This is a genomic window from Phocaeicola intestinalis (genome assembly GCF_014837065.1).
Classification (GTDB): Bacteria; Bacteroidota; Bacteroidia; order Bacteroidales; family Bacteroidaceae; genus Phocaeicola; species Phocaeicola intestinalis.
This window is the reverse complement of the sequence record NZ_JACSPP010000008.1, coordinates 1-20,700: the sequence shown is the minus strand read 5'-3', so window position 1 is coordinate 20,700 and position 20,700 is coordinate 1. Positions and strand designations below refer to the sequence as shown.

The following is a 20,700-nucleotide window of genomic DNA, read 5'->3' as shown; positions in this document are numbered from 1 at the left end:
AATATGAGAAAAAGTATTGTAATGGCTTGTCTGCTGGCAGCTATGCAGACAAGCACGTGGGCAAAAGTTACGTTGCCCGACATAATGAGTGACAACATGGTGCTTCAGCAACAGACTGAAGTGAAGTTATGGGGAAAGGCGAATCCGAATACGGAGGTAAGCGTGCGGGTATCGTGGAGTGACCGGGTATATAAGGTAAAGAGCGATGCAGTCGGCAAATGGCTTGCCAAGGTGCAGACGCCTGCCGCTACGTATGAGGCGCAGACCATTACTTTTTCGGATGGCGAAGAAACGAAGCTGGACAATGTGCTGATAGGTGAGGTGTGGTTCTGTTCGGGGCAATCGAATATGGAGATGCCGTTGAACGGCTTCTGGAACTGCCCTATAGAAGGTGCGAACGAGACTATTGCCACTGCGGCACAATGGAAGGGCATACGGGTGGCAACCGTTGAAAAGAACGGACAACTGGAACCTGTAGAGACCTGTCCGGGCAAATGGAAGGTGAGCAACCCGGAGAATGCGCCTTTTTTCAGTGCTACGGCATTCCACTTTGCAATGATGATGAACAGGGTACTTGACGTACCTGTCGGTATCATCAATTGCAGTTGGGGAGGCTCGACGGTGGAGGGGTGGCTTCCGGCAAGTATCGTGAAGAATTATTCCGACATAGACCTGAAGCGGGACATCCGCAAGGAGGAGCCGCACGACTGGTGGCATTATATGAGTCCGACTATTATGTATAACGGGATGTTGAAGCCCTTGCAGAACTATACCATCAAGGGATTCTTATGGTACCAAGGCGAATCGAACGTCGGTCATCCCGACTATGCCGAACGCCTGAAGACAATGGTGGACTTGTGGCGTAGTGAATGGGGACTGGGCGAATTGCCTTTCTATTTTGTAGAGATTGCTCCGTTTGGCTCGTATGAAGGTACAGGCAGTGCGCTCCTGCGTGAACAGCAGTTTAAGGCGCAATCCATTATCCCGAACAGTGCATTGATTTCGACCAATGACCTGGTGGAACCTTATGAGGCAAAAAATATTCATCCGAAAAACAAGACCGATGTGGGAAAACGTCTTGCCTATATGGCTTTGGCAAAGACGTATGGTGTAAAAGGTATTGTGTCGGCAGGTCCTTCGTATAAGTCGATGGAGGTGAAGGACGGCAGTGTGATTCTTTCGTTCAATGATGCGCCCGACGGGTTCAGCCGGCTGAGTGATATGGAAGGTTTTGAAGTGGCAGGCAGCGACAAGGTGTTTTATCCTGCCAAGGCGGAAGTATACAACAACCTTCAGATAAAAGTAACTTGCGACAAGGTGGCTAATCCGGTAGCCGTACGTTATTGTTTCCGTGATTTCCAACCGGGAAATGTGGCAGGTACCCGTGAATTGCCTTTGTTCCCGTTCCGTACGGATAACTGGTGATAACAATAATTCACCACAGATTACACGGATTGATAAAATAATTTTTTTTAATCTGTGTAATCTGTGGTGAACTACAAATATATTACGCTTCTTTCAGCTTTTCGTCAATGGCTTCGATTTTCTTCAGCACCAGTTCCATGTCTCCTTTGAGGCGTTCAATCTTTCGGGTTACCTCGGCTACCAGTGTATTGCCCTTCTTTGATGCAGAAGAGAGGAAGCCCAGGTTGTTCTCGTAGGTTTGAATGTCGCTTTTCAATCCTTCGTAGGTACGTACCAGCTTTTCACGGTCGCGGTAGAGGTTATCCCCTTTGCCTAATCCCGACTTGAAGTCGCTCAGTTTCCGTTCGGATGCCGAGATGTTCAGCTTGTCAAACAATTTATCAGCCAGCTTGTGGAATTCGTTGTACAGGCGGTCTTTTTCCTTGAAAGGTACATGACCGATGGAGTTCCATTCTTTCACCAGGCTGCGTGTCTGTTCAGCCGTATTGTCATCGGTAGTACCCGAAGCATCAAGAGCAGCCAGCTGCTTGATGATTTCTTCTTTCTTTGCCATGTTTTCTATCTCTACCGAGCGTTGCGAAGAAGTTGCTTTGTTCTTCTGTGCAAAGAAATAGTCGCAGGCACCGATGAAGCGTTTCCATACTGCATCCGAATGTTTTTTTGCCACCGGACCGATGGTTTTCCATTCCTTTTGCAATTGAGTGAGGATTTCGGCGGTCTGTTTCCAGTCGGTACTGTCTTTCAAGGCTTCCGCCTTTTCGCACAGTGCTTTTTTCTTTTCCAGATTTTCTGCCATGTTTTCCTTAATCTGTTTGAAGAAGGCGGCTTTCCGTTTGAAGAACTCATCGCATGCAGCGCGGAAACGTTCGAATATTTTGACGTTCATTTTCTGCGGTGCATAGCCGATGGTTTTCCATTTTGCCTGCAAGGCAAGAATCTCCTGTGTTTTGTTCTCCCAGTCGGCAAAAGTCTTCAACTTGTCGTATTCCATCGCTTCAGCGATTTCGCAGATGACCGTCTTCTGGTCGAGGTTGTTCTGCTCCTTTTCTTTCAGCATTTCGAAGTGTTGCTGATGACGGCGGTTTACGGCAGTAGAAGCAGCTTTGAAGCGTGCCCAGATGCTTTCGCGCAAGTCTTTTGCCACGGGACCGATGTTGCGGAACTCCTGATGCAACTTCTGAAGCTGATGGAAAGCAGATACTACATCGGGCTCTTCTGCCAGTTTCTCAGCAGCTTCGCACAAGTGGGTTTTCTGTTCCAGGTTTTTCTTGAAGTCGTATTCACGGAATTCGTTATTCAGCTTCACCATGTCGTAGAACTTTTCGGTATAGAGTTGGTATGATTTCCATAGTTCGTTCACCTTGCCGACGGGTACTTGCTTGATGTCATTCCATTCCTGCTGAAGCTGCTTGAACTCGTTGTATATCTTGCTGGTGTCTTCTGTTGTTTCAATCAGTGCTTTCATCTTATCGAGGATGGCAAGCTTTTTCTGCAAGTTTTCTTCTTTTTCCTGTTCCAGTTCGGCTGCCATAACACTTCGCTTTTCTTTGATGGAGCTCATGATTTCCTTGAACCTTGTTTCCCACGGGTCGGGGGCAGGGACAAAGTCATCCGCATTACCGCCTTCATCAATAAAGGCTTTACGCGCTGCGTCTTGTTCAGCTTTGTGCAGTTTGTAAAAAGTTTGTTTTAAAAAATCGATTTCTTGTTTGTCTGCATTGCAGGCGTCTTTGTTGATTTCTGTCAGACGTTCTACCACTTCTTCCTGTGTTTGCTTAGGTGCATACACCGGTTTGTCGGTTGATTCAACAGATTCAACAGTGGGAACCGAAGTTTCAGGTACGTTGTTTTCCTGAACTTCAGTTAGTGGGCGGTTTGTTTCGTTTACTTCCATCGTATGTAGATTTTAGAGAATATCTGGTTTTAATTCTTCACCAATTACAAATTAAAAGAATAAAATCTGATTTTCATATTTTTTTGATAATTATTTTTAAGTGTACCCTCACTTTTTTCTTTTTTCTTATGCCAGAAGCACGGTGATACCCATATACATCAGCATTCCGATGATGTCGTTGGTAATGGAAATAAACGGTCCGGTAGCAATGGCAGGGTCGATTTTCAGCTTTTCCAGAGTCATGGGAACCAGAGTGCCGAAGATGGAAGCAAACATCACAACGGCAAACAGGCTGATGGATACCGAATAGCTGACCGTGGCACTGGCACCGAAACGGATGAAGTTGTAGATATATACCAGCATGGAGATGATGGTGGCGTTGATGAGTGCCACTACCGATTCTTTAAGTACTTGCTTGAAGGTATTGCCTGCATCTAAAGAGCTGTTTGCCAGTCCTTGCACGACCAGTGCGGACGATTGGGTACCGACATTTCCGCCTGTACCACCTATCAATGGAATGTAGAGTGCCATTTCGGGATGGGCGGCAAAGGTCGTGTCGAAGTTGCCGAGAATCATTGAGTTTCCGATTCCTCCCAACATTCCAATCAGCAGCCAGGGCAGGCGTGCTGTGGTTTGGCGAAATACATTGTCGTGTGACTCGACATCTTGTGACAGACCGGAAGCCAACTGGTAGTCACGTTCGGCTTGTTCGCGTACCTCGTCCATTACGTCATCGACCGTGATGCGTCCTACCAGTCTGCCGATGCTGTCGACTACCGGAAGAGCCACCAGGTCGTATTTTTCAATGACTTGTACCACTTCTTCCAAGGGGGTGTCTACATGTACCGAAATGGGATCTTTTTTCATCACATGTTTTACTTTCGACACCGAAGGGCTGGTAATCATTTTCTTCAGCGGGAATACGCCGCGCAGGCGCTCATCGTCGTCTACTACATATACATAATAGATTTCGTCCATGTCTTCTGCCTGAATGCGCATTTCGCGCAGGCATTCGGGCATACTCAGGTTTTCGTTTACGATGACCATTTCGGTACCCATCAGACCACCGGCAGTATCTTCATCGTATTTCAGCAAATCGACAATGTCGCCTGCCTGTTCGATGTCTTCGATATGCGAAAGGACTTCTTCCTGTTTGTCTTCGTCCATATCACGGATGATGTCTACTGCATCATCCGAGTCCATATAGTCGACAAACCTTTTGGCAATGGTTTCTGAAGGCAGGATTTCGAGGAAACGTTTACGGGCGTCCTCGTCCATTTCAATCAATACGTCGGCTGCCTTTTCATTGTCTAATAACAAGTATATGGAACGTGCCTCTTCTGCATCCAGTTCGTCACACAATTCGGCAATATCGGCAGGGTGCAAATCGTTCAGGAGCTCTTTCAGCTTGTCTGATTCTTTGTTTTCAATCAGTTCGGATACTTTTTTTATTTCTTCGTTTTCCATACCTTATATATATTAGAGGTGGTTCTTAAGTTTTTGAGTTCTTAAGTTTTTTGAGTTCTTAAGTTTTTGGGGTTACCACAGATTCTTTCAATTGCCAATTATTAATTGTTAATTATTAATTGTTGATTGTCAATTGAAACCAGTGCTTCTTCCACCCGGTTGGTCAGACTGATAAAATCTTGTACCGAAAGTTGTTCGGGACGTTTGTTGAATATTGTATCGGCACTGAGCGGATGACTTTTGTCTAAAATGGTAGAGATGGAATTGCGCAATGTCTTTCTCCGCTGATTGAATGTCGTCTTAACGATTTGTTTGAACAGCTTTTCATTGCATCCCAGGTGTGTCGTGTCATTACGTGTCATGCGTATGACGGCGCTTTTCACTTTGGGGGGCGGATTGAACACATGTTCGTGGACCGTGAACAGGTATTCTACCTTGTACCATGCCTGAATCAGGACACTCAAGATGCCATATGTCTTGTTGCCTGGTGATGCAGCGATGCGTTCTGCCACTTCTTTTTGTATCATTCCGGTGCAGCAGGGGATGAGGTCTTTGTTGTCCAGCATCTTAAAGAATATCTGGCTGGATATGTTGTAAGGGTAATTGCCCGTCAGGACAAAGGGGTTCCCGTCGAACAGTTTAGACAAGTCCATCTGTAAAAAATCCTGTTCGATGATATTGTCGCCCAACTCTGCGAAGTTGTTGTGTAAATAGGCGACCGATTCGAAATCAAGTTCTACTACTTTCAGCGGTCTGCCTTTCCTGACAAGGAACTGGGTTAATACGCCCATGCCGGGTCCTACCTCCAGGATTGGCAATTTTGGACAGGTGTCCACCGTGTCGGCAATATCGCTGGCAATCTGTAAATCTTTTAAAAAATGCTGCCCTAAAAATTTTTTTGGCCTGACTGACTTCATTCTGTATGTATTTTCTTTATAAATAACGATTTTATTCGAGCAAGATATTATCTTTGCATATTGCAAAGTTAAGCATTAATCTTAAATACATGAGTAAAATTGAACAGAGTGGTATAAAAAAACTTATAAATAAGGTCTTGCAAATTGTTTTGCCTTTGGTTCTGGGTGCGGCTATCTTGGTATGGACGTATCATGGGTTCGACTTCCGGAAGGTGTCTTATGTGTTGGGGCATGGTATGAATTATGGTTGGATGTTGTTTTCGCTGGTGTTTGGAGTGCTGTCGCATGTGTTTCGCGGATGGAGATGGAACTTGGCTTTGGCACCTTTGGGCGAATATCCGAAAGCATCAAACAGTGTGTATGCCATATTCGTGTCGTATGCTGCCAATCTGGTGATTCCCCGTGTGGGAGAAGTGTCCCGTTGTGGTATCTTGTCGAAATTCGACCAGGTGTCTTTCTCTAAATCTTTGGGTACAGTCGTATCCGAACGTCTTATCGACTCGGTGTGTGTGGTGTTGATAACGGTGGTGACTTTGATTTTGCAGTCAGGTATCTTTGCCCGTTTTTTCCGGATAACTGGGACCGATGGGGCTTTTTTTCTCCATCTGTTTACTTCGACCAACTTTTATATTACCTTGCTCTGCATAGCGGCTGCTCTTGTGTTGGCATATTGGTTGGTGCGTAACTTGGCTGTGTTTGCCCGGATGAAAGGATTGATACAGAATGTATGGGTGGGATGTCTTTCTATCCGCAACGTACATCGTCCGTGGCTTTATATTCTGTATACAGTTGCCATTTGGGCGTGTTATTTCCTGCATTTTTACTTGACTTTTTATTGTTTCGGCTTTTCGGCACATTTGGGTTGGATGGCAGGACTGGTATTGTTTGTAGTGGGGAGTATTGCCGTGATTGTCCCTACGCCCAACGGTGCCGGTCCGTGGCATTTTGCTGTGATAACAATGATGATGATGTATGGCGTCAGTAAGGAAGATGCCGGAATATTTGCTTTGCTGGTACACGGAATTCAAACCTTTTTATTAATTTTGTTAGGTATTTACGGATTGGTGGCTTTGCCGCTTACAAATAAACATAAAACTTAAAATCTATGAGTGACATTCTTTCGCTTGCTCCACAGAATGTGTGGAAGCACTTCTATTCGTTGACACAAGTTCCTCGTCCGTCAGGACATTTGGAGAAAATTCAGGCATTCTTGTTGGAATTTGGCAAGAGTGTGGGTGTGGAATCTTTTCAGGATGAGGCTGGAAATATCATATATCGCAAGCCTGCCACTCCAGGTATGGAAAACCGGAAGACCGTAATTTTGCAGGCACACATGGATATGGTTCCTCAAAAGAACAAGGACACCGAACACGATTTCGAGAAAGACCCGATTCAGGCATACGTGGAAGACGGTTGGGTGCGTGCCAAAGGTACGACACTGGGTGCTGATGACGGTATGGGGGTGGCTGCTATCATGGCGGTTATGGAAGACAAAACCTTGAAGCACGGTCCGCTGGTTGCCTTGATTACGGCAGATGAAGAAACGGGCATGTATGGTGCTTTCGGCTTGAAGCCGGGAACTATTGAAGGGGATATCTTGCTGAATCTGGACTCGGAAGAAGAAGGTGAATTGTATATCGGATGTGCCGGAGGGGAGGACCTGACCGCAACCTTGGAATATAAGGAAGAAAAGACCGATCCTGCAGATGTGGCTCTGAAAGTGACATTGAAAGGATTGCGCGGAGGACATTCGGGCATTCAGATAGGTTGGGGACATGCCAATGCCAATAAACTGATGGCTCGTTTCCTGAATCAGGTCATAGCCTATGATGAGGCTTGCCTTGTGTCGTGGGAAGGTGGAAATATGCGTAATGCCATTCCGCGTGAGTGTGAGGTGGTGATTACGGTGCCTGAAGAGGAGGTAGATGATGTGATGGCATATGTGGGCGAGTGTGAACAGGTGTGGCGTGATGAATATGCCACCATCGAGGATGGCTTGTCGTTTAAGGCAGAACGTGTGGATTTGCCCGAATACATGGTTCCCGAAGAAATCCGCGATAATCTGGTTGATGCTATTTATGCTTGCCCTAACGGTGTGGAACGATATATCCCGACCATTCCCGATACGGTAGAGACTTCATCCAATCTGGCTATCGTAGACGTTAAAGGCGGGAAGGCTTCTGTCAAGATATTGACCCGCAGTGCACGTGAGTCGATGAAAGATTACCGCAATACGGCACTCGAAAGCTGCTTCTCGATGGCAGGTATGCGGGTGGAACGTTCTGGCGGCTATTCGGGTTGGGAACCGAATGTCAATTCACCCATTCTTCACGCGATGAAAGAGGCTTATCAGGCTCAGTTTGGTACAGCTCCCGAAGTGAAGGTCATCCATGCAGGGCTGGAATGTGGCATTATAGGTGCGGTGATCCCAGGTTTGGACATGATTTCTTTCGGTCCCACACTGGTAGGTCCGCATACGCCCGATGAGAAGTGTGAAATTGCATCCGTATCTAAATTCTACGACTTCCTGACGGCTACGCTTGCCAATACACCGGAGAAGTGACGTGTACGATAAGCATAGAAAAAAGAGGTGTGCCGTAATTGGCACATTTCTTTTTAATACTTCCTGCGGCATTAAATTGTGTATTTTGTATATGTCACATGATAAAGACGATGTGCACATCATCTCTACGGAAATGGTGCAAAAGGTTCAGAAAAATGCACAAATCCATATCGTGGTATGGTATAATATGAGAAAAGAATTCTGTATGCTTTTTTAATGTTTTATGGATATTCGCATTCGGGCATATTGCATATACCCGAATGTAGCAACTTATCCACACGGACATTTTCAAGGCGTATGCGATACGCCCTTACGAACAATTGGGCAAAATGCGGATATTCCTATTTTTATATTTGATTTAAGGGGCATGTGATACCGACCCTCGTAGGTGATAGTACGGCTTATGCCTTGATTATCCGCAGGAATTTTTCTACGTCCCGCCGTATCATCTGGTAAGTGGGCGACTCTTTATAGTTGGTGTTTTTATGTATGACTAATGCCACATCGACCTGGCTGCGCTGGTAGGCGGTCAGTTCGTTGCGCCGTTGGGTTTCATGCAGGGCGAGGTCGTTGATTTGTTGCTCGCGTTCGCGCCGCAGATAAGTGCATACCGGTGTCAGGAGGCGCATCACTACATTGTCGAGGATGTGATGTCCTTGGATAAACATGTAGGTGTTTTCGGGATATACTCCTAAGTGCTTAAACTCTTCCTTCATCGCTTCCACTTCGGGAATGCCTTCGGGATGGCGGTGCTCCAAGTCACGTAGTTTGCGGTTAACCTTTTTGGCCATAACTGCAAGGCTGTATTCGGGATGATGTATGCCTACTTGGTCTATTTTGACATACGAACAGAAATCCATCAGAGAGAACTCTGATAAATTGTGCCGGCGGTAGAACCATACCGACCATACGAAAAGCGGATAGGCTATCTGTGAGTAGAGTTTCAGGTATGCCGGAAAGTCTATCAGGACATGGTCGTTCAGTGTTGCCGTGACGCATACTTCGTGCAGCCCTTCGGCATAGCAATGGTAGTTTTCGATGGCGTAGGCATAGGTTTGCAGCACGTAGGGGTTTTCTATCATATAACGTGAGGTCTGGGTGCGTCCTTGCAGCAGGTAGTCGTAATCGCTGTCTACACAGGCTATCATATTTTCTCCTAATTGTTTTCCCAACTGGTTCATCAATACGCTTTTCTTTCCTTTTGCCAGCGAAGTTCGTGAAGGAAGCATCACTTCGAAATAACGGTTTTCGTTTTCGTACTCAGCCAATAGGGAGCGCCAAAAAGACACATCGTCATAGCTCTCTACATAAGCTACGATTTTTCTCCGCGCGTGTTTAGGCTTCAGGCTGTTGGCTGCGCCCAGATACATCGAGGACAAGTTGTCGGTCAGTCTTTTTCCCATGGTGTTTGTTTTTTAATGAGTGGTAATGTCGCTCACTTCGGTTACGGCATCTATCCAGCCGTTCATGATGACAGCTGGCGAGTGGGTGGTCAGGATGATTTGTGCGTTCGGGTTCAGTTGACGGATGAGGGTGATGAGGCGTTGTTGCCATTCTACATGCAGTGATATTTCAGGTTCGTCCATAAACAAGGCATAGGGCTGTTTGTCCTGTACTAATACGGTGAGTAGGATAACCAGCATCTGCTTTTCGCCTGATGAGAGCTGATAAGGGGTGAGCTCATCGCCGTCTTGTTCGAACAGGATTTCGTTGCTTTTGCGGTTGATTTTCTTGCCCGTGTCGCTGAACAGGTCATCTATCAGGTCCTGGAACAGTGTTTTTGCTTTCGACATTTCAGGTGCTTGGGCTTGTTGGGCGGGGTCGCCACTGGTCAGCATTTCGATGATGCGGTTGCCGATGTTTACCTGATAGTCCAAGTAGCGGCGTTGTAATTGGTAGAGTTGCCAGTCGAGTTCGGTTTTTACGTTTTGGTTGCCTATTTTTTCAAGTAAGCCCGAGCTGATGAGTGGGCGGTCGAAGCTGCGGATGACATCGAAATTGATGTATGTGGCATCTTCGGGCGAGAAACTGAATGATACCCCTTCTTGAAATCCGTTAGTCAAGGCTCCTCCTTCCAGTGCGGTCAGACTTCGGACGGAGTTGTTCAGAATAGTACTCTTGCCGATGCCGTTCACACCGCTTAGGATATTGACATCGGGGCGCAGGTTCCATGAAATGTCTTTGCGTCCCCACATCCTTTTAATATCAATGCGTTTGATGTAATCTGCCTGCTTTTTCATAACTTCTATGTTTTTTGGTTGGCAGGTAAAAATACAGATAATAATGGAATTTATCAACAATTCAGCCTTTCTTTTTCAGAGAACTCGTACCTTTGTATCTTGAAATCATTTACGGATATGAAAGAACAATCTACGATACACTCTCCAGTATTGTATCTGCAGCATCAATACGACTTGTTGCGGATGGAGTACGAATACGAGAAAGAACAGTTTCGCCAACAGACTGAATTGATGGGCGTAGGCAGGAAGGTGAAACGCGGGATGTGTTGGTATCCCGTCAGCATCGGACGAAATTATTACAATGCCTTGAATCAGTTGGTAGTGGAAGTGGAACGGAAGGAAGATAAGGAGATAGAACACTTGTTCGAGTATGGGCGTCCAGTGTGCTTTTTTACGCAGGACATGACGGGGAAACTTGCGTACCTCAACTTTGTGGCGACGGTGAGTTATGTTGACGAGGACCGAATGGTAGTGGCACTTCCTAATGCCGATGCTTGGGCTGCATTGCAGGGCAAAGATGTGCTGGGTGTACAGCTTTATTTCGATGAAACCAGTTACCGCCTGATGTTCGAAACTTTGAAGCAAGTGATAGGTGCGAAGAACAACCGTTTGGCGGAGTTGCGCGACATCTTCCACGGTTCTGTTCCTGTTTCTGCTTTTACCTTCCAGCCTGTGCGCTTCCCGTGGCTGAATCGTACGCAGGAAGAAGCCGTCAATAAGGTGCTTCATGCCAAGGATGTTGCTATCGTGCACGGCCCTCCAGGGACGGGAAAGACCACTACGCTGGTTGAGGCAATTTACGAAACTCTGCACCGCGAAAATCAGGTGCTGGTGTGTGCACAGAGCAATATGGCGGTGGATTGGATTAGCGAAAAGCTGGTAGACCGGGGCGTGAACGTGTTGCGTATCGGAAATCCTAGTCGGGTGAACGACAAAATGCTTTCATTCACTTATGAACGCCGTTTTGAGTCACATCCTGACTATCCGCAACTGTGGGGTATCCGTCGTGCTATTCGCGATCTCTATGCCCGGATACGTAAGACAAGCAATCGTGAAGATGTCCGTACGAAAATTAATTCGTTGAAAGACCGTGCTACTGAACTGGAGGTGCGTATCAATACCGCTCTTTTTTCTGAGGCACGGGTGATAGCTTGTACGCTTGTAGGTAGTGCTAATCGTTTGCTGATGGGGCAGAAATTTGGTACTTTGTTCATTGATGAGGCAGCGCAGGCACTGGAGGCTGCCTGTTGGATAGCTATCCGTAAGGCAAACCGCGTCATTCTGGCAGGCGACCATTGTCAGCTTCCGCCTACAGTGAAATGTTTGGACGCTTTGCGTGGAGGTTTGGGTGACACGCTGATGCAATGTATCGTGCGTCAAAAACCTGAAACGGTTTCGCTCCTGAAAGTGCAGTACCGGATGAATGACGAGATTATGCGTTTCTCGTCCGAATGGTTCTACGGAGGTATGCTCCAGTCGGCTCCCGAAGTGAAATACCGCAGCATACTCGATTTCGATACACCCATCGAATGGATAAACACAGAAGGAATGGATGCCGGCGAAGAGTTTGTAGGCGAAAGCTACGGGCGCATCAACAAAGCCGAAGCCGAACTCTCCATCGGCCAGCTGAAATCTTACATCACCCGCATCGGCAGGGAACGGTTCCTCGAAGAACGCATCGATGTCGGGTTGATTTCCCCTTACAAGGCACAAGTGCAATACCTCCGCCAGCTGCTCCGGCGCGACGCGTTCTTCAAGCCCTTCCGTTCCTCGATAACGGTCAATACGGTCGACGGTTTCCAGGGACAGGAGCGTGATGTAATCCTCATCAGCCTGGTGCGTGCCAACGAGGACGGCCAGATCGGGTTTCTCAACGACTTGCGCCGGATGAACGTAGCTATCACCCGTGCCCGCATGAAGCTCATCATCTTGGGCGATGCCTCCACCCTAACGCGCCACGCCTTCTATCGGAAGCTGTATGAGTATATCGAGGGGCTGCATGAAGCATGACAAGTGGTCATTCCACTTCGGTATGGTCTGTATCATTTTGCCTTTTCACCCGTTTTACCGTATGCTTGATTTTGCCTATCAGGAAATTGAGTTCAAGGCTTGATTCTGTTTCGGATGTTTCCAGGTCAGGCATGACTATGCTTGAAAGCATTTCTCCAATGTGTTGCATCTTGGATTGCTGCGACTTGCCATCCGTTTCACCGTGTAAGGCGTGCAATTCACGCTTGAGCTGGCGCACAGAGGCAAATGTCTCTATGATAGCAAGGGTGGCTTGCGTAGCTTGCGGACTTTTCAGGATAGTGGCAAGCATATACAATCCTTTCTCCGTGAACGCTTTGGGGAGAACACGGGTCTTGGGTGATAGATTTGCGGTCAAAATATTTGACCGCAAATCTGTAAATTCCTGTTTGTCAAGCTCAAGTACGTATCCACTCGGAAACTTCTCCGGATTGTTACGCACAGCTTGATTGACTTCTTTTGTCCTCACCCCCATATAATTCTGCAACATCCACATCTAATATCACCTGACAATCTCTAATCAGGATGATTTTTTGCCGTACCTGTTCAAATAGATTCATAGCACCTTGTCCTACCTTTTTGCTTAAATTTTTAGCTTCACACATAATTGATATTTATACCATTGGTTAATTCTTACAAGAAACATTCAATGCATCTTCATGCTCCTTAATAACAGCAATAAATTGCTCGCCGTAATTGTCGCGCTTATGCAAGCCTATTCCGTGAATATCCCCAAAAGCCTGAAGCGTTGTCGGACGTTCCGCCGCAAGGATATGAAGGGATTTATCGGACATTACAATGTATGCGGACCAATTATGAGCCTCCGCTATCTTCCGGCGCAATTCGCGCAAACGCTCGAACAAAACCTTATCTTCGGTCTTTCCGCCTTGTTTTTCCACTTGTGAATCCTCTACCTTATGACGCTCCTTACGGCTTTTCACCCGGAAATCTTCCCGATTGATTATCGCCAACTTCACCTGTTTCCTGCCATATAGAACCTCCTTCCCCAATTCCGTTACTTTCAAATGCCGGTCCTCATTATAAGCAATCTCCAAGAATCCCATTTGCAACATCTGCAACAGATAATCCCGCCAATCATGGAAAGAGACATCCTTACCTACACCAAAGGTTTTCAACATCTGAAAGCCATTATCCGTTATCTCATGGGAAAAAGAGCCACGCAAAATATCAATCGTCAACGTAAATCCGATTTTCTCTTTTGCGCGTATTATAGCCGACAACGCTTTTTGCACGAGTACCGTCCCGTCGAAATGCCGGGGAGGAGTGGTACAGACATCACAATTTCCACAATCGTGCCCTGTCATTTCACTAAAATAATTCAACAGAATGCGCCGACGGCATACCTGCGCTTCCGCATATTCCTGCATACGCCTCAGCTTATCCTGACTAATTTCTTTCTGCCCGCTCTCTTCTGCAAAATCCCGCAACGTAATTATATCCTGTATGTTATAAAAGAGAAAAGTCTCGGCGGGCAACCCGTCACGTCCCGCACGGCCTATTTCCTGATAGTAACTCTCTATGTTTTTGGGCAGATTGTAATGAATGACAAACCGGATATTGCTTTTGTCTATCCCCATGCCGAAAGCCACAGTCGCCACCATCACGTCTATGCGTTCTTTGACAAACTCTTCTTGAACCCGATTACGCTCTTCCATTGACAAACCGGCATGATAAACACCTGTAGAAACACCTTTTTCACGAAGCTTCTTTGCCAATTGCTCCGTTGTTTTACGCGCAAGGCAATAAATAATCCCACTCTCATGCGGATGTCGCCCTATCACACCCATTATCGTACGGAATTTTTCGCTTGCAGAATAGCCCCTCCTTACATCCAAGCTAAGATTGGGACGGTCAAACGAAGCGACAAAGATTTGCGGATTGCGCAAGCGCAAACGTTCTACAATGTCTGCCTTTGTTATCTTGTCGGCTGTAGCGGTTAAGGCTATAACCGGAACCTCAGGGAAATATTCGTGCAACATCGTCCCTAACTGGACATATTCCGGCCGGAAATCATGTCCCCATTGCGAAATGCAGTGTGCTTCGTCAATGGCAAAGAGCGACACGTTCAGGCATTGCCGCATCCATGAAAGCTCCGTAATAAGACGTTCCGGTGAAATGTACAATAACTTCACCTCTCCACGTTGGCATTTCTCAAGGATAGCCCGATTGCTTGATCCGTAATTACCGCTATTGACGGTTGCCGCCGGAATCCCATTGGCATACAATGCATCTACTTGGTCTTTCATCAAAGAAATAAGCGGAGACACTACAATGGCGGTCCCTTCCAGCATTAACGCCGGAATCTGAAAGCAAATAGATTTTCCACCGCCTGTGGGCATTAATACAAGAGAATCCTTACGCTGAAGCACATTGTTTATAATTTCTTCCTGCATAGGCCGGAAGTTGTCGTAACCATAATACGATTTAAGAATTTGTCGGGGAGTTTCCATCATTTACCATTCTTTTTATAGACAATAACGCACGTTGCAGCATAAGTATATCATAGAATCATCAAAAAATTCTTAAATGGATGTCCGCAATTTGCCAATGTCTTTAAGCGGTATCAAAATGTGCATTTCGGCCTCTATGATTTGAAAAGATACAGGTGCGGTGGCAAAGGCAGGAACGCGGATTTCCGCGGATGCTTTTAATTTACTATTTTTCGATTGACGAAGTACGATTTAATGCCCGAATAGCAGGATAGTAAATTGTCAAATCGTAAATTAAAATAACCTGCGTTTCTAATAATATCATTTAATTTTACCGCAACACCGCCTGCCGCTTCTTCCGGAACTCATGCAAGCGTTTTAAGGCATGTTTCCGGCTCAACAGGATTTCCCTCCGGTAGAGGAAGAATGTAAGAAGGAAATAAATGCCTGCCTGCATCCATAATGCCCGGTATTCGGGCAAGACATCGTTCAGTGTGGCTCCCATCGTCTGTATGCGGATATATCCGTTGATGCCGAAAGTAGAAGGGAATATCCACGACACCGCTTTCCAGAAATCCGGGATTGCCGCTCCAGGCCATGAAATGCCTGAGATGAACAACAAAGGCAACGATGTGAACACGAATATCATCATGCAGTCTTCACGCCTCCGGATGAGACATGAACATGCCATGGCAAAGAAAATGCATGCCAGCAGGTAGGGCAGGACAAAGGCTGCCAATGTATCCGGCGAAGCAAGAAAGACCAGCCGGAACATCTTGGGCACCGCACAAAGGATATATGCCGCCACGGCAAGATAGACCAAAAGATAAGCCAAGGACTTCCCGAAAATAATGCGGATGGCACCCTGATAATGGCGTACCATGGGCACCAAATCCCGGAAACGGTTGTTCTCGCGCGCCGTACCCGCCGACAGACCTATCCCGAGCAATAAGGTCTGCTGGATAATCAGGATAAGCACGGCAGGGATAAGAAAGCTGGCGAATCCGTCCTGCGGATTATAGAGCGATACCGCTTCGTAATCTATCGGGCGGACCGTAATCTCATCCTGCCGCCCGGTGGTATTGCCCGCACGTCGGATTTGGATATCCTTGTTCATCTCCAGCGAAGCCTCGGTATTGGCAAGCAAAAGCGCCTTATAATAAAGCATGCCGCTCATGTCGGCAAAGATGGAAACATGCGCCTGCTCTCCCGAAGCCAAGTCGCGGCTAAAACCTTCGGGAACATAAACCACGCCGTATATTTTTTGCTTTTTCAGCAAAAGCCGGGCTTCTTCCATATCGGAACAATAAGACACGATACGGACATCCGGACCTCCGTCTACCCGGCGGAGGTATTCGCGGCTCACGGAAGAACGGTCGGCATCGACCACAGCCACGGGCACTTCACGCACCACTTCATTGGTATAGATGAATGCATAGACCAGCGGATACGCCAAAGGCACAAGGAGGAAAAAAATCACTACGCCCTGGTCTTTGACGGTCATCTTCAGCTCTTCCTTACAGATATGGAACAATCCGGCGATGCCCTGCTTTATAGTATGTCTGAACGAATATTTTTTCATAATCCATCGGTTTTAGGGGATATATACATAGTGCAACATTTCCGTGCGCAACTTCTTCAGCACAAAGAACGGAAGAAGCAAGAAAAGCAAAAGCGCCACTATGGGTTGCCATACGTAGACGAGCGGATAACCGTTTAAGGCAAGGTTTACATAAATCAGGAAATAATGCCGTAAGGGGAATAAAACCGCCAGCCCTTGCAAGACGGGATGCATCGCCATGACCGGAAAGGTAAAGCCGGAGATGGAAAATGAAATGACTCCCCATAACGAAGCCGCACTCAAGGCAAGGCGGAGGGTGCCGAACATGCCAAAGAAGAAGATGCCGACCGCCTGCGAAGCCAGCACCAGCAACAATCCCGCAAGAAGCATCGGGAAAATGCCGCTATTGCAAGGATAATGCAAGAACCCGTACAGATAGACATTATAGAATACGGTCACGATAAAGAAGATAACCGTATGCGGCAAGAGTTTCCCCACCAATGCCGTGCTGATAGAATTGTCTGCCAGACGCATCAGGACGTGTGCCGTATTTTCCTTCAGCTCCATGCCTAACGCATACGAGGTGGTCAGGAAAATGAGCAACATCAGGATGCCCGGCAATAAGGTATTGCACAAATACACCGAATAATTCAGCCACGGATTGTTCAACGCATGGGTGTCAATAACGACGGGCTGGAGAAACGCCATTGCCTGCTCTTCGGTAGCCCCCTTGGCTAAAAGCGTGCTCTGCCCGATGGCACCCGAAGCAAGTTCCGACATCGTGCGCTGGTCGCGGTACAGCAACGACCCTGCGATGAGGTACGCGTAATTGATGTAAAACGACACGCGGGGCTGCCTTCCGGAGATAGCTTCCTCGGTGGTGCCTTCGGGTATGTAATAAAAAGCATAAATCTCGCCACGCTGGACCGCCTTGCGTGCTTCGTGGAAATTTGCATAACGAGCCGTGACATGCGTTTGCTGGAATGCATCCAAATTGCGGATGATGCTTCGCGTAGTCGCCGTATTGTCCATATCCACAACACCTGCGGGCATGTTTGTAGGCAAGCCGTTTGCCATCAGCGTGGTAAAGAACACGTAGCAGAATACCGGTGCTATTACCATGCAGAAGAGGTAAATCGGCCGGGTCGCGATGTGCCGCAGTTCGCGTACGGCTATACGGTACAGGCGTTTATGAATGGTTGTGTGCATAAGTTTTTGAGTTCTTAAGTTTTTAAGTTTTTGAGTTTTTGGGTTCTTAAGTTTGTTGGTTTGTAAGTTTTTTCTATTATCAACTCAAAAACTTAAGAACTCAAAAACTTAAAAACTCACTTTTTAACTATCGCCGACATGCCCGGCCGCAGGTTCTCCACCGGCTGTAAGGGCTTGGCTTTAATTTCGAATGTCTTCAGGTCGAAACCGCCGGTGGTCTTGGTCGCCTTCCATGCGGCATAAGTGCCTAAGTCTTTCATATAGGTCACTTTAAATGTGGCGTCTTTTTCCAATGCCGGGATAAACGCCGAAATCTCGCCCCCTACATGGAAATCTTTCAGATAGTCTTCACGCACGTTAAACGTCACCCACATGTCATCCAGTTGGGCTACATTCATGATGGGTGCTCCGGTGCCGACCAGTTCGCCTACCTTAGGGAATATCTCCGTCACTTCTCCATCGGCAGATGCCGTGAGATACGTTTCGCTGACATATGAATTTACTTCAGCCACAGCACCTTCCGCTTGGCGCACCTTGGCGGCAGTCATCAACTTGTCTTCCCGTTGTGCTCCGTTTTTTGCCATTGTATATTGAGCTTTGGCAGCACGTTCGGTGGCCACCATTGCGTCATATTGTGCTTTGGTTTCATCGCGCTTTTGTGCCGACATCACTCCTTCTTCGTACAGGCGGTTTACCCGTTGGTATGATTTTTCGGCGATTTCCAGGCCTGCTTTGGCTTTTTGCCACATTTCGTAGGCGGCTTGCAATTGTTCGGCACGGGTGCCACGTTCGGCTTTTTCATTCAGCGCTTGGGCAGCCTGTTCCAAGGCTTCCGCTTGCGAGAGTTTCGCCATTACATCGGGCGCTTCGAGGATAGCAAGGGTATCACCGGCTTTCACTGCATCTCCCTCGTCTACGAAAATTTTCAGGATACGTCCGGGCACTTTGCTCGATACACGATATTCGTTGGCTTCGGCTTGTCCTTGTATGATTTCAGTACCTTTCCGGAAAGTGATGAAGCCGATAATGCTTACAATCAATACCACTGCTACGAGTGTAATGAATGCCAGCATGATGTTGTTGCGTTGCGTTCTTTCTGCCATATTGTTTGTCTTATTTTAGTGTTCCCATTGATTTGTTCAAATAGATTTCGCTCATTTTCAGGTCGATTTGTGCGTCAATCTTTCCCGATTGTGCCGAGAGCCAGGCGGTCTGTGCTTCCAGTACGTTGCTGGTGGGGATGACTCCTTCACGGAAACCCAAATTGGCGTAGCGCAGGTTCTCTTCTGCCTTTTCCATATTCTTTTCTGCCATAACCAGTTTCTTGGTGGCTTCGTTTACCTTGTATGAACTTTGAGTGACCTGTAATTCGATTTTTTCTTTTGCATCGTCCAGCCGGTAGCGGGCAATGTTGGCTTCAGCTTTGGCGGCACGTACTTTGTAAATACCTTCTCCCCAATGGAATACCGGTATACTGACCACTACACCTATGCCCCACATGCCGCGAAAGCGGTTCTCGAATCCATTTACTAATGAAGGGTTGGTAAACAGGTAGTTGGCGGTTAGTCCTATGGAGGGTAGAAATTCGGCTCGTGCCACGTTTACCTTTTGCCGGTAGATTTTCTCGGCAAGTTCCAGACTTTTCAATTCTTCGCGGTTGGCAAGTGCTGTACCCACGTTGCTTTCGGTATAGGTGGTTGGTAAGGCAAGGTCTTTCATATCCTCGTCCGCCAGACGGATATCGGTGTCGAGCGGAACTCCGCACAATTGGCAAAGTACCATTTTTGCCAGGGCAAGTCCGTCTTCTACTTGAGTCAGTGTCATTTCCGCTTCGTTCACTTTTACTCTGACGCTTAAAGCATCAGCAGTAGTGGCAACGCCTTGCTCTACCATTTTTGTTACATCCGAGTCGAGCCTTTGAACCAGTTTCACAAAACTTTCAGCGAGATGCTTTTTATTTGCCAGCGAGACTACTTGCCAGTAAGCCTGGTCAGTATTCAGGATGACGTCTTGCATTCCTGTTGCGTGTTGCGAGGCGGCAAGCTGTTCGGCATAGCGGGTGATTTTGTTGTATGCAATGATTTTTCCGCCCATGAAGAGGGGTTGGGTCAGGGTGGCAGCACCAGCATAGAGGTTACGTGTGTCTGTGCGGAACGCGTCTACGATGCTTCCACCTACGCCATTCAGTGCATCGGGTATCTGCCCCATTACGCCCGAAAGGGGGGTGAGCAAGGGGAGCAGTTCGGGATGTGTGGCTGCTATCTGTTGCATCTGTGCACCCAGTTGTTGGAGTTGAGGGACAAGAGCTGTTCCCATGTTTCCGATGGCTTGCTGTTGTTCATTGCTGAGCAGGGAGATTTCCTTTTGCGTGCGCATATAAGTGCCCGTCACGTTTATTTTGGGCAGGAAATTGGTGAAAGCGGCTTTTTGTTGATAATGTGCCGCGTTTATTTTTTCCTGTGCGATGCGCAGCTCCTTGTTGTTTGCTAGGGCAAGGTTTCTGCAGCTGTCCAGTGTGAGTATGCGTTGGGCTTGTGCCACTGTGACAAGTGTGCCCAGCAGGATGATGGTCAGAATTTTTTTCATTGCCAATTTGTTTAGGTTTTCTGCTTACTTGTGCAAGCAGAACAAATGTACTGACAATAAAACAAACAGGCAAACGATTTGGTTTAAAAAAGCCTTAGTTTTTTTTGTTTGGTCTTGTAAAATGTTCTCATTTGGTCAGGAGGCTTATTCTCAAAACGAAGGTATATTCACCGGCCGTTGCATATATTTGCAATGACCGATGAATATATGATATGCAGGCAAAGGAAGTGCCTTTCATTTTGATTCTGCTCGGGCAGACAAATGGTGGACATTGTATTTTGTAATAAGTAGATGTTCATAATTAGTTTATATCATATAGATTTGCTACCTTTGCCTCATAATCCTCAAAGCTACCTCTAT

Annotated in this window: 14 protein-coding genes and 1 pseudogene; 4 read left to right on the top strand and 11 right to left on the bottom strand. The window is 47.0% G+C overall.

All coding sequences use genetic code 11. The features are described 5' to 3' along the window. The first annotated feature begins 3 nt into the window (after window positions 1-3). Complete coding sequence (locus H9625_RS04195; protein ID WP_191763113.1) at window positions 4-1,425, top strand: sialate O-acetylesterase; 1,422 nt, start codon at window positions 4-6, stop codon at window positions 1,423-1,425. An 82-nt stretch (window positions 1,426-1,507) separates the two neighbouring features. Here the strand turns inward: H9625_RS04195 and H9625_RS04190 are convergent, their stop codons facing one another. The 3 genes from H9625_RS04190 to rsmA form a co-directional block, all read right to left on the bottom strand. Then, the gene (locus H9625_RS04190) at window positions 1,508-3,319 is read right to left on the bottom strand and encodes a DUF349 domain-containing protein (protein ID WP_022041084.1); all 1,812 of its coding nucleotides are present in this window, start codon (window positions 3,317-3,319) and stop codon (window positions 1,508-1,510) included. A 126-nt stretch (window positions 3,320-3,445) separates the two neighbouring features. After that, complete coding sequence (gene mgtE / locus H9625_RS04185) at window positions 3,446-4,786, bottom strand: magnesium transporter (RefSeq protein ID WP_022041083.1); 1,341 nt, start codon at window positions 4,784-4,786, stop codon at window positions 3,446-3,448. Window positions 4,787-4,887: 101 nt separating this feature from the next. After that, on the bottom strand, window positions 4,888-5,703 hold the full coding sequence (gene rsmA, locus H9625_RS04180) for a 16S rRNA (adenine(1518)-N(6)/adenine(1519)-N(6))-dimethyltransferase RsmA (RefSeq protein WP_191763111.1): 816 nt from the start codon (window positions 5,701-5,703) through the stop codon (window positions 4,888-4,890). 89 nt (window positions 5,704-5,792) lie between these two features. Between rsmA and H9625_RS04175 the strand changes: the two genes are divergently transcribed. Both H9625_RS04175 and H9625_RS04170 read left to right on the top strand, forming a co-directional pair. After that, window positions 5,793-6,803 (top strand): lysylphosphatidylglycerol synthase transmembrane domain-containing protein, encoded by a 1,011-nt coding sequence (locus H9625_RS04175; RefSeq protein WP_225226262.1) that lies wholly within the window; start codon window positions 5,793-5,795, stop codon window positions 6,801-6,803. Window positions 6,804-6,808: 5 nt separating this feature from the next. Further along, window positions 6,809-8,266, top strand: a complete 1,458-nt coding sequence (locus H9625_RS04170) for an aminoacyl-histidine dipeptidase (RefSeq protein ID WP_087207744.1) — start codon at window positions 6,809-6,811, stop codon at window positions 8,264-8,266. Window positions 8,267-8,667: 401 nt separating this feature from the next. On the opposite strand, the gene H9625_RS04165 is transcribed toward H9625_RS04170, so the two are convergent. Then, complete coding sequence (locus tag H9625_RS04165) at window positions 8,668-9,669, bottom strand: DUF4435 domain-containing protein (protein WP_022041078.1); 1,002 nt, start codon at window positions 9,667-9,669, stop codon at window positions 8,668-8,670. Between the two features lie 12 nt (window positions 9,670-9,681). Then, the gene (locus H9625_RS04160) at window positions 9,682-10,506 is read right to left on the bottom strand and encodes an AAA family ATPase (RefSeq protein WP_022041077.1); all 825 of its coding nucleotides are present in this window, start codon (window positions 10,504-10,506) and stop codon (window positions 9,682-9,684) included. Window positions 10,507-10,623: 117 nt separating this feature from the next. On the opposite strand from H9625_RS04160, the gene H9625_RS04155 reads away from it, so the two are divergent. After that, window positions 10,624-12,516, top strand: coding sequence for an AAA domain-containing protein (locus H9625_RS04155; protein ID WP_191763109.1), 1,893 nt, complete (start codon window positions 10,624-10,626; stop codon window positions 12,514-12,516). Between the two features lie 7 nt (window positions 12,517-12,523). Here the strand turns inward: H9625_RS04155 and H9625_RS04150 are convergent. The 6 genes and pseudogenes from H9625_RS04150 to H9625_RS04125 form a co-directional block, all read right to left on the bottom strand. After that, a pseudogene (locus H9625_RS04150) lies at window positions 12,524-13,139 on the bottom strand (ORF6N domain-containing protein). A 21-nt stretch (window positions 13,140-13,160) separates the two neighbouring features. Beyond that, a complete protein-coding gene (gene recQ, locus H9625_RS04145) occupies window positions 13,161-15,008 on the bottom strand; it encodes a DNA helicase RecQ (protein ID WP_225226260.1) in 1,848 nt (615 codons plus the stop codon). A 307-nt stretch (window positions 15,009-15,315) separates the two neighbouring features. Next, window positions 15,316-16,566: an ABC transporter permease gene (locus tag H9625_RS04140; RefSeq protein WP_191763107.1), complete on the bottom strand. Its 1,251-nt coding sequence runs from the start codon at window positions 16,564-16,566 to the stop codon at window positions 15,316-15,318. 12 nt (window positions 16,567-16,578) lie between these two features. Beyond that, entirely contained in the window at window positions 16,579-17,754 is a 1,176-nt protein-coding gene (locus H9625_RS04135) for an ABC transporter permease (protein ID WP_087207738.1), read from the bottom strand. 116 nt (window positions 17,755-17,870) lie between these two features. Beyond that, on the bottom strand, window positions 17,871-18,857 hold the full coding sequence (locus tag H9625_RS04130) for an HlyD family secretion protein (protein ID WP_191763105.1): 987 nt from the start codon (window positions 18,855-18,857) through the stop codon (window positions 17,871-17,873). Between the two features lie 10 nt (window positions 18,858-18,867). Then, window positions 18,868-20,340 carry a TolC family protein gene (locus H9625_RS04125; RefSeq protein ID WP_087396218.1) on the bottom strand — a complete coding sequence of 491 codons (1,473 nt, stop codon included), beginning with the start codon at window positions 20,338-20,340 and terminating at the stop codon, window positions 18,868-18,870. Window positions 20,341-20,700 lie beyond the last annotated feature (360 nt).